The sequence below is a fragment of the Aquamicrobium defluvii genome (assembly GCF_004363725.1).
Classification (GTDB): domain Bacteria; phylum Pseudomonadota; class Alphaproteobacteria; order Rhizobiales; family Rhizobiaceae; genus Mesorhizobium; species Mesorhizobium defluvii.
Genome location: NZ_SNZF01000022.1, coordinates 35495 through 50681, shown reverse-complemented (window position 1 = coordinate 50681; position 15187 = coordinate 35495). Strand labels below are relative to the sequence as shown.

Annotated in this window: 14 protein-coding genes; 8 read left to right on the top strand and 6 right to left on the bottom strand. The window is 65.0% G+C overall.

What is annotated here, in order from left to right; translation table 11 throughout:
• Positions 1-71: 71 nt before the first annotated feature.
• On the bottom strand, positions 72-728 hold the full coding sequence (locus DES43_RS15835; RefSeq protein ID WP_035027329.1) for an arylesterase: 657 nt from the start codon (positions 726-728) through the stop codon (positions 72-74).
• Positions 729-813: 85 nt separating this feature from the next.
• On the opposite strand from DES43_RS15835, the gene DES43_RS15830 reads away from it, so the two are divergent.
• The 4 genes from DES43_RS15830 (at position 814) to DES43_RS15815 (ending at position 5742) form a co-directional block, all read left to right on the top strand.
• On the top strand, positions 814-1515 hold the full coding sequence (locus DES43_RS15830) for an ABC transporter ATP-binding protein (protein ID WP_035027327.1): 702 nt from the start codon (positions 814-816) through the stop codon (positions 1513-1515).
• A gap of 5 nt (positions 1516-1520) precedes the next feature.
• The gene (locus DES43_RS15825) at positions 1521-4064 is read left to right on the top strand and encodes an ABC transporter permease (protein ID WP_035027462.1); all 2544 of its coding nucleotides are present in this window, start codon (positions 1521-1523) and stop codon (positions 4062-4064) included.
• 231 nt (positions 4065-4295) lie between these two features.
• Positions 4296-5075: a Bax inhibitor-1/YccA family protein gene (locus tag DES43_RS15820; protein WP_035027325.1), complete on the top strand. Its 780-nt coding sequence runs from the start codon at positions 4296-4298 to the stop codon at positions 5073-5075.
• A 109-nt stretch (positions 5076-5184) separates the two neighbouring features.
• Entirely contained in the window at positions 5185-5742 is a 558-nt protein-coding gene (locus tag DES43_RS15815; protein ID WP_035027323.1) for a GNAT family N-acetyltransferase, read from the top strand.
• 49 nt (positions 5743-5791) lie between these two features.
• On the opposite strand, the gene DES43_RS15810 is transcribed toward DES43_RS15815, so the two are convergent.
• The 3 genes from DES43_RS15810 to acnA all read right to left on the bottom strand — a co-directional run bounded on the left by DES43_RS15810 (position 5792) and on the right by acnA (position 10424).
• Positions 5792-6178, bottom strand: coding sequence for a DUF2794 domain-containing protein (locus tag DES43_RS15810; RefSeq protein WP_035027321.1), 387 nt, complete (start codon positions 6176-6178; stop codon positions 5792-5794).
• A 534-nt stretch (positions 6179-6712) separates the two neighbouring features.
• Positions 6713-7501, bottom strand: a complete 789-nt coding sequence (locus tag DES43_RS15805; protein WP_035027319.1) for a DUF1223 domain-containing protein — start codon at positions 7499-7501, stop codon at positions 6713-6715.
• A gap of 220 nt (positions 7502-7721) precedes the next feature.
• Positions 7722-10424, bottom strand: coding sequence for an aconitate hydratase AcnA (gene acnA, locus DES43_RS15800; protein ID WP_198027515.1), 2703 nt, complete (start codon positions 10422-10424; stop codon positions 7722-7724).
• A gap of 274 nt (positions 10425-10698) precedes the next feature.
• On the opposite strand from acnA, the gene ccmA reads away from it, so the two are divergent.
• The 4 genes from ccmA to DES43_RS15780 all read left to right on the top strand — a co-directional run bounded on the left by ccmA (position 10699) and on the right by DES43_RS15780 (position 12958).
• Positions 10699-11313, top strand: a complete 615-nt coding sequence (ccmA, locus tag DES43_RS15795; protein ID WP_035027317.1) for a heme ABC exporter ATP-binding protein CcmA — start codon at positions 10699-10701, stop codon at positions 11311-11313.
• 69 nt (positions 11314-11382) lie between these two features.
• Positions 11383-12048, top strand: a complete 666-nt coding sequence (ccmB, locus tag DES43_RS15790; RefSeq protein WP_035027315.1) for a heme exporter protein CcmB — start codon at positions 11383-11385, stop codon at positions 12046-12048.
• 167 nt (positions 12049-12215) lie between these two features.
• Entirely contained in the window at positions 12216-12386 is a 171-nt protein-coding gene (gene ccmD, locus DES43_RS15785; RefSeq protein WP_035027455.1) for a heme exporter protein CcmD, read from the top strand.
• Positions 12383-12958 (top strand): DsbE family thiol:disulfide interchange protein, encoded by a 576-nt coding sequence (locus tag DES43_RS15780; RefSeq protein ID WP_035027313.1) that lies wholly within the window; start codon positions 12383-12385, stop codon positions 12956-12958. Before ccmD ends, DES43_RS15780 begins: the two co-directional genes overlap by 4 nt.
• Positions 12959-12981: 23 nt before the next feature.
• On the opposite strand, the gene DES43_RS15775 is transcribed toward DES43_RS15780, so the two are convergent.
• Positions 12982-13641, bottom strand: coding sequence for a septation protein A (locus tag DES43_RS15775; RefSeq protein WP_035027311.1), 660 nt, complete (start codon positions 13639-13641; stop codon positions 12982-12984).
• Between the two features lie 57 nt (positions 13642-13698).
• A complete protein-coding gene (gene ftsY / locus DES43_RS15770; protein ID WP_133675792.1) occupies positions 13699-15180 on the bottom strand; it encodes a signal recognition particle-docking protein FtsY in 1482 nt (493 codons plus the stop codon).
• Positions 15181-15187 lie beyond the last annotated feature (7 nt).

Sequence of the window (15187 nt, the reverse complement as noted above, 5' to 3'; positions counted from 1 at the left end):
CGATAAGACGGCGGGGCAAGCTAATTGTTCCACGCGGCATATTTCCGCTGGGGAAACGCGGGCCGCCCCGGTCAGTCCTGCGGCAGCGCCGCCATCGCCTGCTCCACGGTCGGCAGGATGCGCTCGACGATGGTGCGGATGCCGCCGGCGCTCGGGTGCATGCCGTCCTCGCTCAGCAGCTCCTGCACGGCCGCCACGCCATCGAGGAAAAAGGGATAGAGCACCACCTCGTGCTTCTGCGCCAGCCGCGGATAAAGCGAGCCGAATGCCTCGCCATAGGCATGGCCGAGATTGGGTGCGGCCAGCATGCCGGCCAGAACCACCTTCATGCCGCGCGCCTTGAGCCGCGCGATCATCTCGTCCAGGTTCTTCTCCACGATGGCCGGATCGATGCCGCGCAGCATGTCGTTGGCGCCGAGCTCGAGGATCACCAGATCGGTTCCGTCCGGCACCGACCAGTCGAGCCGGGCGAGCCCCCCGCTGGTCGTGTCGCCGGAGACGCCGGCGTTGGAAACCGTGACGTCATGGCCCTTCGCCCGCAGCGCTTCCTGCAACTGCTCGGTGAACCCCTCGCCCGGCCCCAGCCCGAAACCGGCCATCAGGCTGTCGCCGAAGCCAACGATCTGCACGGGCTCCGACCGGGCCGGGGCGGCAAGCGAAAGCGCAACGCTGAAAAGCATGGCGCCCCAAACCATGGCAGGGCACAAAAACTTGTATTTGAAAGCCATGCTTTTGCCCCCATATGTGCTGACGTTTGCGCAACTGGCCTGCATCCGGGCTTTCGCCCGTCCCTCCATATAGGATCGATCCGTTTTGACAAAAGCCGTCATCGAACTGGAAAACGTGTCGCTGACGCTGGGCGAAGGCGCATCCTCCGTCCACGTGCTGAAAGGGATCGACCTGACTGTACGGCAGGGCGAGATTGCCGGTATCGTCGGTCCTTCCGGTTCGGGAAAATCCACGCTGCTCATGGTTCTGGCCGGGCTGGAAGGGGTCGACGCGGGCCGCGTCACCATCGCCGGCATGACGCTGAACGGCAGGAGCGAGGACGAGATCGCCGCCTTCCGCGGCCGCAATATCGGCATCGTGTTCCAGTCCTTCCACCTCATTCCCAACATGACGGCGCTGGAGAACGTGGCTGTCCCGCTGGAGCTGGCCGGCCATCCCGAGCCTTTCAGGGTGGCCGAACAGGAACTGGTGGCGGTGGGCCTCGGCGAACGCCTGACCCACTATCCGGGCGCGCTTTCCGGCGGCGAGCAGCAGCGTGTGGCCATCGCCCGCGCGCTCGCCCCGGCCCCGCCGATCCTGATCGCCGACGAGCCGACCGGCAACCTCGATCAGGCGACGGGAAAGCAGATCGCGGACCTTCTGTTTTCCAAGGCGGCCGAGCGCGGCATGACGCTGGTGCTGGTCACCCACGATCCGTCGCTGGCCGCGCGCTGCTCGCGCCGCATCGCCATGCGTTCGGGTCGCATCGAGGCGGAACCGACGCTGGTGGAAACGGCCATCGCATGAGGAAAATGACCCGCCAGCTTGCACTTGCCTTCCGTTTCGCGCTGCGCGAGATGCGCGGCGGCCTGTCCGGCTTCGCCATCTTCCTCGCCTGCATCGCGCTCGGCGTCGCCGCCATCGGCGGCGTCAACTCGGTCGCCCGCTCGATCGGCGACGGCGTGGCCGCACAGGGCCAGCCCCTGCTCGGCGGCGATCTGCGCTTCCGTCTCAACCAGCGCGAGGCGGACGAGGCGGAACTCGCCTTCCTGCACGCCAATGGCGACGTGTCGCACAGCGCCAGCATGCGCTCAATGGCGCGCCTGGCCGACGGGTCCGATCAGGCGCTGGTCGAGGTCAAGGCGGTGGACGACGCCTATCCGCTCTATGGCGCGCTGGAGGTGGAGCCGGCGCTCGGCCACGACGCATTGTTTGGCGAAAAAACCGGCAGCTTCGGCGCGGCCGCGCCCGAACTGCTGTTCGAACGCCTCGGCCTGAAGATCGGCGACCGGATCATGCTCGGCAATGCCAGCTTCGAGCTTCGGGCCGAACTGGTGAGCGAACCGGATGCCGTCTCTGAAGGTTTCGGCTTCGCACCGCGCCTGCTGGTGTCGCTGGAGGGCCTGCGCGCCTCGGGCCTCGTCGTTGCCGGCAGCCTGGTCGAGCACTCCTACAAGCTGCGGCTGGAGCCCGGCGCCAGCGACGCCCGCCTCGAACGGGTGGAGGCTCAGGCGCGCGCCGCGCTGCCCGAGGCCGGCTGGTCGATCCGCACCCGCTCCAACGCCGCGCCGGCGCTGTCGGCCAATATCGAACGCTTCTCGCAGTTCCTCACGCTGGTCGGTCTCACCTCGCTTGTGGTCGGCGGGGTCGGTGTCGCCAACGCGGTGCGCGCCTATCTCGATGGCAAGCGCGGCGTCATCGCCTCCTTCAAGAGCCTTGGCGCTTCGGGCGGCTTCGTCTTCACCGTCTATCTGGTGCAGACCCTGCTGATCGCCGCGATCGGCATCGCCGCGGGGCTGGTGCTGGCCGTCCTCATGCCCTTCGCCGCGTCCGGGGCGTTGCAGGCGATCATTCCCGTTCCGGCCGAAGCCGGCATCTACCCGGCAGCGCTTGCGCTCGCCGCCACATTCGGCATCCTCGTCACGCTCGCCTTCGCGATCCTGCCGCTCGGCCGCGCCCGCGACGTTCCCGCGACCGCCCTGTTTAGGGAACTCGGTTTCGAAGGCCGGGGCCGCCCCCGCCTCGTCTATATCGCGACGGCCGTCGGCATCGCCCTTTCGCTGGCCGCGCTGGCGATCTTCACGGCGCACGACCGCCGCATCGCCGTGACCTTCGTCGGGGCGGCGGTGCTGTCGTTCCTCGTGCTGCGGCTGGTGGCCCTCCTCGTGCAATGGCTGGCGCGCAAAGCCCCGCGCCTCAATTCCACGGTGCTCCGGCTGGCGGTCGGCAACATCCACCGGCCCGGTGCGCTCACCCCCTCCGTGGTTCTGGCGCTGGGACTCGGGCTGACGCTGCTGGTCACGCTGGCGCTGATCGACGGCAACCTGCGCCGCCAGATTTCCGACAGCCTGCCGGAGAAGGCCCCGAACTTCTTCTTCGTCGACATACAGGCCGCCGATGTCGACGCCTTCTCAACGCTGGTCGCACGGGAATCGCCGCAGGGCGTGCTGGTGAAGGTTCCGATGCTGCGCGGCCGCGTCATCGCCCTCAACGGCACCGATGTGCGCGAGCTGGACATTCCCCCCGCCGGCGCGTGGGTGCTGCGCGGCGACCGTGGCCTGACCTACGAGGCCGAGCAGCCGCGCAACGCCTCGCTCACCGGCGGAAGCTGGTGGCCGCAGGATTATACCGGCGAGCCGCTGGTCTCCTTCTCGGCCAAGGAAGCGGAAGAACTTGGCCTCTCCATAGGCGATACGGTCACGGTCAACGTGCTGGGCCGCAACGTCACGGCGCGCATAGCCAACTTCCGTCAGGTGCAGTGGGAAACGCTCGGCATCAATTTCGTCATGGTGTTCTCGCCCAACACCTTCGCCGGCGCCCCGCATAGCTGGCTGGCGACGCTTTCCGACGACACGGCGACGGTCCCGGACGACGCCCGCATCCTCAACGCCGTCACCCGCGCCTTCCCGGCGGTGACGACGGTGCGCGTCAAGGATGCGCTCGATATCGCCAACCAGCTCGTCGGCGAGCTCGGCACGGCGATCCGCGCCGCCGCCGGCGTGGCGCTGATCTCGTCGGTTCTGGTGCTGGCCGGCGCGCTCGCCGCCGGCAACCGCGCCCGCATCCACGACGCGGTGGTGCTGAAGACGCTGGGGGCGACGCGGCGCACGCTGATTTCCGCCTATGCGCTGGAATATATGCTGCTCGGCCTTGCCACCGCCGTTTTCGCACTGGCGGCGGGAGGCGTGGCGGCATGGTACGTCGTCACCCGCATCATGACCCTGCCCTCGCGATTCTCGGCCGAAGTCGCGCTCGGAACCATCATGCTGGCTCTGGTGCTCACCGTCGGCATCGGTCTTGTCGGCACATGGCGCGTGCTGGGGCACAAGGCAGCCCCTGTACTGCGCAACCTGTGAGGGGAAAAACAGGAATTTCACGGTGCGCATGATTAATTCGCGTTGATTTTCACCGCCACCGGCATCAAAATTGCGCGATTTTTCAAGCTCACAAACGATTTCCTGCCGTTACGGGGCTTGTTCCGGGCTGGAATAACCCTCATATTTCGGACAGGCATGCTGGAGGCCCCGCCAGCGGCGCCTGGGCACGCGCCCGACCCCGGACGGGGCAAGAAGCAACAGAGGACTGAAATGGCTGACCCCCTTCACAACTACCAGACGCGCACGGCCCCGTATGGCCGCGCCGACATGGCCATCGATGAGGGCCTGCGCGCCTACATGCTGCGCGTCTACAATCTGATGGGCCTTGGCCTCCTGATCACCGGCCTCGCAGCCGTCGCCACGATCATGCTGGCCACGACCAACAATCCGGCCGCAGCGGTCGCCACGCTGCCGAGCGGCCAGATGCTGACCTCCTTCGGCTACGCCATCTTCGCCTCGCCGCTCAGGTGGGTGGTGATTCTGGCGCCGCTGGCGGCAGTGTTCTTCCTGTCGTTCCGCGTGCAGTCGATGAGCGTTGGCGCCGCCCAGATCACGTTCTGGGTCTATGCGGGCCTGGTCGGCCTGTCGCTGTCGTCGATCTTCCTGGTCTACACCAGCGCTTCGATCACCCAGACCTTCTTCGCCACGGCGGCCGCCTTCGGCGCGCTGTCGCTCTACGGCTACACCACCAAGCGTGACCTGACGGCTATGGGCTCGTTCCTGATCATGGGCCTGTTCGGCCTGATCATCGCCATGGTCATCAACATCTTCCTTCAGTCGTCGGCCCTGTCCTTCGCGGTCTCGGCCATCGGCGTTCTGATCTTCGCCGGCCTCACCGCCTATGACACGCAGAAGATCAAGGAGATGTACTACGAGTCGGACGACGCCGACGTTGCCGGGCGCAAGTCGATCATGGGCGCGCTGACGCTCTATCTCGACTTCATCAACCTGTTCATGTTCCTGCTCCAGTTCATGGGCGACCGCCGCTGAACCGGCCGGAACGAATGAAATGGAAGGGCGGCCTTGCAGCCGCCCTTTTCTTTTGGCCACTTGCGGCGATATAAAATCAGCCAGCCTCCACAGTTCCGGACCGAACTCCATGATAAGCGCGGCGAGCGAAGCCGACCTTCCCCGCATCACGGAAATCTACCGCGACGCCGTGCTGAACGGCACCGCAACCTATGAGTTGGAGCCCCCCTCGCTCGCAGAAATGCAAAGCCGCTACCAGGCCCTGCGGGCCAAAGGCTACCCGTTTCTGGTCGCCGCGGACGACGCCGGAACCGTGCTCGGCTATGCCTATGCCGGCCCCTTCCGGGCCCGGCCGGCCTATCGCTTCATCGTCGAGGATTCGATCTATGTCGCTCCGGAAGCCAAGGGGCGCGGCATCGGCATGGCCCTGATGCGGAAACTGATCGATGAGGTACGCGGGCTGGGTTTCCGGCAGTTCGTCGCCGTCATCGGCGACGGCACACCGGAAAGCCCTTCCGTGCGCCTGCACGAGAAGCTGGGCTTCCGCCATACAGGCATGCTCGAAGGTTCCGGTTACAAACACGGACGCTGGCTGGACACCGCCTTCATGCAGCTTGAAATGAATGGCGGGGCGAACCGGCCGCCCGATCCCGGTTCATGGCCGGAAAGGGTCCTGAAGGACGGCTGAGACCCGCACCGGCTCGCGCAACGCGCAAGCCGCACCAGAGTGGAGGACGTTACGCCTTCACCAGCTTCAGCGTGCTGTCGAAGATATTCAGGACACGCGCCAGTTCGTGCCCGCGCTTGAGGATGCGACCGCCTGCGGCCACAATCGAGAAAGCGCCCTGGCGTTTCGCCAGCTTCGGGTCCTTGACGATCTGGAACAGCGGCACTTCGCTGGCGCGCCGGTAGACGGAGAAGATCGCCCGGTCCTCCAGATGGTCGATGGCGTAATCTTTCCATTCATTGGCCGCCACCATGCGCCCGTAGAGCCGCAGGATCAGGTCGAGTTCCCGGCGGTCGAAGGCCACCGGCATGCCGAGGCGCTCGCGGCGCGCCTCGTGGAGCGGGATAAGTATTGCGGATGCGTCTCCTTCTCCCGCGCCTGCGCCGCCTTCGCTCATGCCAAGATCCCTGCAAATGCAACAGCCACGCGGACAGGTTCGCCCTTTCCGGCAATAATTGCAAGTACGCCGGCTATCCGGCGCGGTCCGACTCCGTGAAGCATTTTGCCATCGTGAGCCGCGCCTGACGTCCGAAAAATGAGGCCAAAACAGGAAGCAGGGGGAGCAGGCCGGACATCCGGCAGCAACGGCTCGGGCGAATCTTATGGCGATGTGCATGCTTGTACGGGCACTCGCGTTGTTTGCCGCAAACTGCCCTGCGCCTCTCGGTCCGATGTCATCGGGATGCGTAGGCTGCAGCTTACATTTGTGAACGCGTGTTGGAATTGGTGATTCATCGCCACATTTTTGCCATTTTTTATCCGCGCTCCCGCCCCATTGTGAAACGAGTCTACCCCCGTTGCCTGAGACGGTTCGGTCCGGCACTGGCTCGTAACCCCCAAGCCCCCCGCCCACGGGCCTGAGTCGGATCGAACCAACCTCGGCATGCAAAGAGCGGTTCCGCTCCTTCGCTATTCCCAAATCGTTGCGGCTTTACGGTTTCGTCCGGTTGACGAATGCCGCCCCGATGATCGGGCCGGGCAGGCCGTCCCGGGCGACCGACTGCAGCAGGACGGCGCATCCCCCCTTCTTCATCACCTCGCTGGCCGGCAATTCGTAGCGCTGCGCCTTGCCATGCCACATGCCGGCGGTCTGGATGGACGAAACCGCATTCCAGTATGTCATCTGCCGGCCGCGATTTCGGCCGCGCCCGATTTCCACCGTCTGTGGCGGTTCGAAATAGGCCAGAATCACATGCGCGCTGTCAGGCAGGTCGACGCCGGGATCGGCATCCCCGGTCTCGATGATCACGCCGTCTCCTTCCCGCGCCACCTGGATAGGCACCAGCATGCCGTTGCCGGAGGATTTCAGCATGGAAAGCGCGCCGGTCACCGCAGCGCGGTTGGCGCCATTGACATGGGCGCGGCCGTTGATGACCGCCTGGGGCGTGTAGATCGAACGGCCGCCGAAGGCGCGCATGTAGGCGTATTGGCGCTCTGTATTGTCCTTGCTGCTCAGCGTGTCGTGCCAGCCGAGATAGTCCCAGTAGTCGACATGGTAGGCAAGCGCCACGATATCGTCCCTGCCGGCCAGTTCCGCGAAGAACCTGTCGGCGGGCGGGCAGGAATTGCAGCCCTGGCTGGTGAACAGCTCCACCACGCCCGCCGGTGTCTCGACCGAAAGCCAGGCTTCGGCCGCCACGGCCCGCCCGCAGACCAGCGACAGCGCGAGCGCGAGCGCGAGCGCAACGAGGCTAAGCCGCAGCGATGTTCCGATTGGCATGGCGATTTCCGAATCCGCCGGCTTCCCCGGCTGGGTTTTGTTTGCCGACCTGTTTGGCAGATGCGGCGCTCAACGGAAAGTCACGTTGCGGTGAGAAAAACCTCATGAAACGTGAAAGGCCGCCGGCTGTAGTCGGCGGCCTTTCATTGTCAGCCGAAGCATGGAACCGAAAAGCGGATTCCGGTTTTCGGATCAGTCCGATGCCCCGCCCGAAGCAGGATTACGCGGCAAGATCGCGCAGCACATATTGCAGGATGCCGCCGTTCTTGTAGTAGTCAAGCTCGTCCAGCGTATCGATGCGGCACAGGATCGGAACCTCCTTCACCGAACCGTCGGCGTAGGTGATCTTCGCCACCATCTTCTGGCGCGGCTTGATGGTCTCCACGCCGTCGATTTCGACCAGCTCGTCGCCCTTGAGGTTGAGCGAGGCCCAGGAGGTGCCTTCCTCGAACACGAAGGGGATGATGCCCATGCCGACCAGATTGGAGCGGTGGATGCGCTCGAAGGACTGGGCGATCACGGCGCGCACGCCGAGCAGGTTGGTGCCCTTGGCCGCCCAGTCGCGTGACGAGCCGTTGCCGTATTCGACGCCGGCGAAGATGACCAGCGGCACGCCTTCCTTCTTGTACTCCATGGCGGCGTCGTAGATCGACATCTCTTCCTTGGAAGGATAGTGGATCGTGTAGCCGCCTTCCTTGCCGTTCTCGCCCAGCATGTGGTTGCGGATGCGGATGTTGGCGAAAGTGCCGCGCATCATCACCTCATGGTTGCCGCGGCGCGTGCCGTACTGGTTGAAGTCGGCAACGTTCACCCCATGGTCGAGCAGGTATTTGCCAGCCGGAGAGGCAGCCTTGATCGAGCCGGCCGGCGAGATGTGGTCGGTGGTGATCTTGTCGCCGAACAGGCCAAGGATGCGCGCCCCCCTGATGTCGGAAACCTTGCCGACGCCCTTGCCCATGCCCACGAAATAGGGCGGGTTCTGAACGTAGGTCGAGTTGTCGTCCCACGAATAGGTCTGGCCTTCCGGAGCCTGTACCTTCTGCCAGTTCTCGTCGCCCTTGAAGACGTCGGCATACTTGCGGGCGAACAGCTCGCGGGTGACGTTCTTCTCGATGAACTCGTTGATCTCGGCCGATGTCGGCCAGATGTCGCGCAGATAGACCGGGTTGCCGTCGCGGTCCTCACCGAGCGGCTCCTTGGTCAGGTCCTTCGTGACGGTTCCGGCCAGCGCATGCGCCACCACCAGCGGCGGCGAGGCGAGATAGTTTGCCTGGACGTCCGGAGAGACACGGCCCTCGAAGTTGCGGTTGCCGGACAGAACGGCCGCTGCGATCAGGCCCTTGTCGTTGATGGTCCTGGAGATGGACGCGGGCAGCGGGCCGGAGTTGCCGATGCAGGTGGTGCAGCCGAAGCCGACCAGGTTGAAGCCGATCTGGTCAAGCTCCTTCTGCAGGCCCGATTTCTCGAGATATTCCGCCACGACCTGCGAGCCCGGCGCCAGCGAGGTCTTCACCCACGGCTTTTGCCTGAGGCCGAGACGGTTGGCGTTGCGGGCGAGCAGGCCGGCGCCGATAAGCACCGAGGGGTTGGAGGTGTTGGTGCAGGAGGTAATCGCCGCGATCACCACGTCGCCATGACCGAGATCATAGTCCGTGCCTTCAACCGCATAGCGCCTGTGCATGTCGGCGGCCTTCTTGTACTCGGTCTCCATCGCCTTGGCGAAGCCGGCGGGGATGTCCTCCAGCGCCTGACGGCCCTCGGGACGCTTGGGGCCGGCCATGGACGGCACCACGTCGCCGAGGTCGAGCTCGAGCGTGTCGGTGAAGACGGGATCCTGCGAGCTGTCGTCGCGCCACATGCCCTGCGCCTTCGAATAGGTCTCGACCAGCGCAATGCGGTCCTCGTGACGGCCCGACATCGTCAGATAGCGCACGGTTTCTGCATCGACAGGGAAGAAGCCGCAGGTCGCGCCATATTCCGGTGACATGTTGCCGATGGTGGCGCGATCGGCCAGCGTCATGTTGGAGAGGCCGGGGCCGAAGAACTCGACGAACTTGCCGACCACACCCTTCTTGCGCAGCATCTGCGTGACGGTGAGCACGAGATCGGTGGCGGTGACACCTTCCTTCAGCTTGCCGGTGAGGCGGAAGCCGATGACCTCGGGCAGCAGCATGGAGACAGGCTGGCCCAGCATGGCCGCCTCTGCCTCGATGCCGCCGACGCCCCAGCCCAGAACGCCCAGGCCGTTGATCATGGTGGTGTGGGAATCGGTGCCGACGCAGGTGTCGGGATAGGCCGTGGTTGCGCCGTCCTCGTCCTTCGCCCACACGACCTGTCCGAGATATTCGAGGTTCACCTGATGGCAGATGCCGGTGCCGGGCGGCACGACGCGGAAGTTGTCGAACGCCTGCTGGCCCCACTTCAGGAACTTGTAGCGCTCCTCGTTGCGCTCATATTCGAGCTCGACGTTGCGGGCGAAGGCCAGCGGCGTGCCGAACTCGTCGACGATGACCGAGTGGTCGATGACCAGATCCACCGGCACCAGCGGATTGATCTTCTGCGGGTCGCCGCCGAGCGAGGCGATGCCGTCGCGCATGGCGGCAAGGTCGACCACCGCGGGCACGCCGGTGAAGTCCTGCATCAGCACGCGGGCGGGACGATAGGCGATCTCGACACCGGCGGTGCCCTTGTCGCTCAGCCAGTCGGCGACGGCCTGGATCGATTCCTTTGTAACGGAGCGGCCATCCTCGTTGCGCAGAAGGTTCTCCAGAAGCACCTTCATCGAATAAGGAAGCCGGGAAACACCATCAAGGCCGTTCTTCTCGGCCTCGAGCAGATCGTAGTAGACATATTCGGTGCCGGCAGCGGTCAGCGTGCGGCGGCAATTGAAGCTATCGAGAGATTTGGACACGTGCGATCCCATCCTAAAGTCGTTCAGCCTGATTGGGAACGGACTCCGATGGCATGCTCATCACGCGCAAAGGTGCGGGTACGGCCATTTCCGCTGTCCGCTCCCAGCGCTCGGGCCGTTCAAGGCGGCTCGCGCACCGGTTCGGCGCAATATGGTTTGCCTTCCCCGACCGCTGGGGTTGGTAAGCTGGATATAGTGAATATCCTGGAATAGTTCTAGACGGTGTTTGGGCAATTTTGACGCACCATGAGGGTGCGCCCACACGCTCTGCGGGTAGAGAGGACCAATGCGGCTGATAGCTGAAAATCTGGCGGGAGAACGCGGTGGAGAGACCGTTTTCGCCAATGTGGAATTCGCTCTCGAAGATGGCGAAGCGCTGATCGTCACCGGCCCCAACGGCTCGGGCAAGTCCACGCTGCTGCGGGTGGTCGCGGACCTTCTTCCCGCCTCCGAAGGCAAGGTGCGCTTCGAGGGCGGCGGCGAGAAATGGCCTACACCGTCTTCGGCCTGCCATTACATAGGCCACCTCAACGCCATGAAGACCGCGCTGACCGTGAACGAGAACCTCGATTTCTGGCAACGTTTTGCCGGCGAACCGGCGCTCGCCATCGCCGAAGCGCTGGAGGAAGTCGGCCTCGGGCATATCGGCCACCTGCCCTTCGGCTATCTTTCCACAGGCCAGAAGCGGCGCGCGGCACTGGCCCGCCTGCTGGTGAGCCGCCGGCCGGTCTGGCTGCTTGACGAACCGACCGCCGGCCTCGACAAGGCATCCGAGAAACGGCTTGCCGAAATGATGGACCAGCATCTCGACGAAGGTGGCATCATCGTCGCCGCAACACACCTGCCGCTCGGGATCGAGGGAGTGAAGTCTCTGGATATGGGAACGCGACCTCATGGGTGAACACTGTGCCCCCGCGCCCGGCATGACCGCCGCCGCATGTCAGCGGCCCGCCGCGGGAAACAACGGCCCATGCTAGCTCTCTTCCTGCGGGACCTTCGCCTTTCCATGCGCGTCGGCGGCGGCGCCCTGACCGGCATCGTCTTCTTCCTCGCCGTGATTGCCACCATCCCCTTTGGCGTCGGACCCGATCTCAACCTGCTTTCGCGCATTGGCCCGGCGATCCTGTGGATCGGCGCGCTGCTGGCATCGCTGCTCGGCCTCGACCGGCTGTTCCAGGCCGACCGCGATGACGGCTCGCTCGACCTTCTGGTGCTGGAGGCGGACCGCCACATGCTGGCGCTGACCGTACTGGTCAAATGCCTCGCCCACTGGACCGGCTCGGTGCTGCCGCTGGTGGTCGCGGCACCCCTGCTCGGCCTTTTCATGAACATGGAGCCGCTGGCGATCGGAGCCACGGCGCTCACCCTGCTCGCCGGCACGCCGGCCATCACCTTCATCGGCGCTGCGGGTGCAGCCGTTGCCGTGGCGCTGCCGCGCGGCGGCCTCCTCATCTCGATCCTCGTCCTGCCGCTGACCATTCCGGCGCTGATCTTCGGGGTCTCGGCAAGCTACGGCGCGACGGAAGACCCCGCCCCCTTCCTGCAGCCCTTCCTGATCCTCGTCGCGCTGACGCTGTTCCTCGCCGTGATCGGGCCGCTGGGCGCGGCACTGGCGTTACGTCGCACCAGCGACTGATTGCATGGCGCAAACCGGAACGCTAAACCTTGTCCGACGAACAAGGGAGACTGCCGCGAGGCAGCCCCGGACATCGCGACATGGACATCGCGACATGCTTCAAGGAAAGCCATGGCAACCCTGAACGAGCCATCCTTGACCGGCATCCGGACGCAGGAGGTGCGGCCGTGACGACGCACGACCTCTATGTCGCGGCTGCCTACGGGATCACCGTTCTGGTGCTGGGATGCCTGATCGGCTGGATATTGCTCGACCAGCGCGCGCGCCGCCGGGAACTGGCCGAACTGGAAGCCGCCGGCGTGCGCCGCCGCTCCGCCCGCAAGGCTCCGAAGCCGTGAGCAAGGAAGCGCCCGGACCCGCCTCGCGGCGGCTGTTTCTTCTGCTGCCGCTCGGGCTGTTCCTCGCCCTTTGCGGCGTCTTCCTGATGCAGTTGCTGTCAGGCCGCGACATTTCCGAAATCCCGTCGGCCCTGATCGGCGAACAGGCACCCGCCACCCGATTGCCGCCCCTGCCCGGAACGAACCTGCCCGGCCTCGACTCCGGAGAGTTCGCCGGCAAGGTGACACTGGTCAACGTCTTCGCCTCATGGTGCGTACCCTGCCGCGACGAGCACCCCATGATGATGGAGCTTGGGCGCGACGGTCGCTTCAGCGTTGCCGGGCTGAATTACAAGGACAAGCCGGCCAATGCCTTGCAGTTCCTGACGGACCTCGGCAACCCCTACACGGCCATCGGCACCGACGACAATGGCCGCGCCGGCATCGACTGGGGTGTCTACGGCGTGCCGGAAACCTTCCTTGTCGGCAAGGACGGCCGCATCGCCTACAAGCATGTCGGCCCGCTCACCCCCGCCTCGGTGACGGACAGGCTCATGCCCGAGATCGAGAAGGCGCTGGCCGCTCAGCCCTGAAGCTGGTTGCGATTTCACAAAAGCTATTTCTTCCCGGAAGCCTCGTCGAGCGAATGCCGCATGATGAGCGGCATCTGGCTCATGGTGAAAACGATGGTGATGGGCATGATGCCCCAGACCTTGAATGCCACCCAGAAATCGGTCGAGAACATGCGCCACACAATCTCGTTGACCACGGCGAGGAACAGGAAGAACACGCCCCAGCGCAGGGTGAGCTTGCGCCAGCCCTCGGCATCCAGCCGGAACGCGGAATCGAACACATAGCCCAGCAGCGACTTGCCGAAGGCCAGGCCGCCAAGCAGGGTGACGCCGAACAGGGTGTTCACGATGGTCGGCTTCATCTTGATGAAAAGCTCGTCCTGCAGGTAGAGCGTGAGTGCGCCGAACACCAGCACCACGACACCCGACACCAGCGGCATGACCGGCAGGGTGCGAGTCAGCAGCCACGAGATGCCCAGCGCCAGCGCCGTCGCGGCCATGAACAGGCCGGTGGCGATGAAGATCGGCCCGCCGAACTCCGCCAGAACCGGGAATTTTTCAGCCAGCCATTCGCCCCGCGAATTTGCGAAGAAGAAGACCAGAAGCGGCCCGAGTTCCAGCGCCAGCTTCAGCAGCGGATTGACGCCCTCCTTGCCGGAATTCCGGGTTTCGGAAGGATCACGCTCGAATAGGGGTTCGTTCATTGAGGCTCGCTACCTGTCACTTCGTTCGCTTGCACGTTTCATGCGCGATGCCGCGCCCTATTCAGTTCCTGCGATGGCTTTCGCGAAATCACCTGCCGAGAAGGGTTCGAGATCGTCCACCCCTTCACCGACGCCGATGAAATAGACCGGCAGCTTGTGCTTCGCCGCGATGGCGACAAGAATACCGCCCCGCGCCGTACCGTCCAGCTTTGTCATCACCAGACCGTTGACACCGGCGACGTTGCGGAAGATCTCGACCTGATTGAGCGCATTCTGGCCGGTTGTGGCGTCGACCGTCTGCAACACCGTATGCGGCGCCTCCGGGTCGAGCTTGCCGAGCACGCGCACGATCTTCTCAAGCTCGGCCATCAGTTCGGTCTTGTTCTGAAGACGGCCGGCCGTGTCGATGATCAGCACGTCGGAGCCGGCTGCCCTGGCCTGCTCGAAGGCATCGTAGGCAAGGCCGGCGGCATCGGCGCCGAGCTTCGTCGCAATCACCGGGGAATTGGTGCGCTCGCCCCATATCCTGAGCTGCTCGATGGCCGCCGCGCGGAACGTATCGCCCGCCGCCAGCATGACGGAAAGCCCGCCCTCGGTAAGCTTGGCGGCAAGCTTGCCGATGGTGGTGGTCTTGCCTGTGCCGTTGACGCCGACAACCAGAATGACATGCGGCTTGTGCGACAGGTCGAGCTCCAGCGGCTTCGCCACCGGCGCCAGCACCTTCTCCACTTCCGTCGCCATGACGGCGCGCACATCCGCGTCGGACACATCCTTGCCATAGCGGCTGGCCGCCAGCGCGTCGGTGACGCGCAGCGCCGTCTCGACGCCGAGATCGGCGCGGATCAGCACGTCCTCGAGGTCCTGAAGCGTGTCCTCGTCCAGCTTGCGCTTGGTGAACACGCCGGCGATGTTGCCGGAAAGCTCGCGCGAGGAGCGGGCCAGCCCCTCCTTCATGCGCTGGAACCACGACTTGCGCGGCGCTTCAACGGGTGCCGGCTGTGCTTGTGCCGTCTCCTCGACCTTCTTAGCCACCGTCACTTTGCCGGCAGCGGGCTTCGGCGCGGAGGCGGTTTCGGTTTCCTCCCCGTCAGCCGGCACGATCGCTTCGGCCTCGACCGCCGCAGCGACTGGCTCTGGCTCTGGCTCTGGCTCTGGCTCTGGCTCTGGCTCTGGCTCTGGCTCTGGCTCTGGCTCTGGCTCTGGCTCTGGCTCTGGCTCTGGCTCTGGCTCTTTGAGCGAAACCTCCGAGGGCTCGACTGGCAAGTCCTCATGCGCAGATTTCGCAACCTGCTCGGTATCTGCGTCCGGTTCGGCAGCCGCATCCGCCGGTTCCGGCCGAGGGTCTTCGTGCTTTTCCGGCTTCGCGGCCTCGGCAGCGGGTTCGGCCTCGACGACAGGTGCGGGCGGCGCCGCCGGAAGCTGCTCCGGTGCCGGCTGTGTTACATCCGATTCAGGTAGCTGCGGCGGGACAGACTCGGCCGGTTTCTCCGCTTCCTTCCTGCCAAAGGAAAAGACCTTCTTGATGAAGTCGAACGCCATTCCGTTT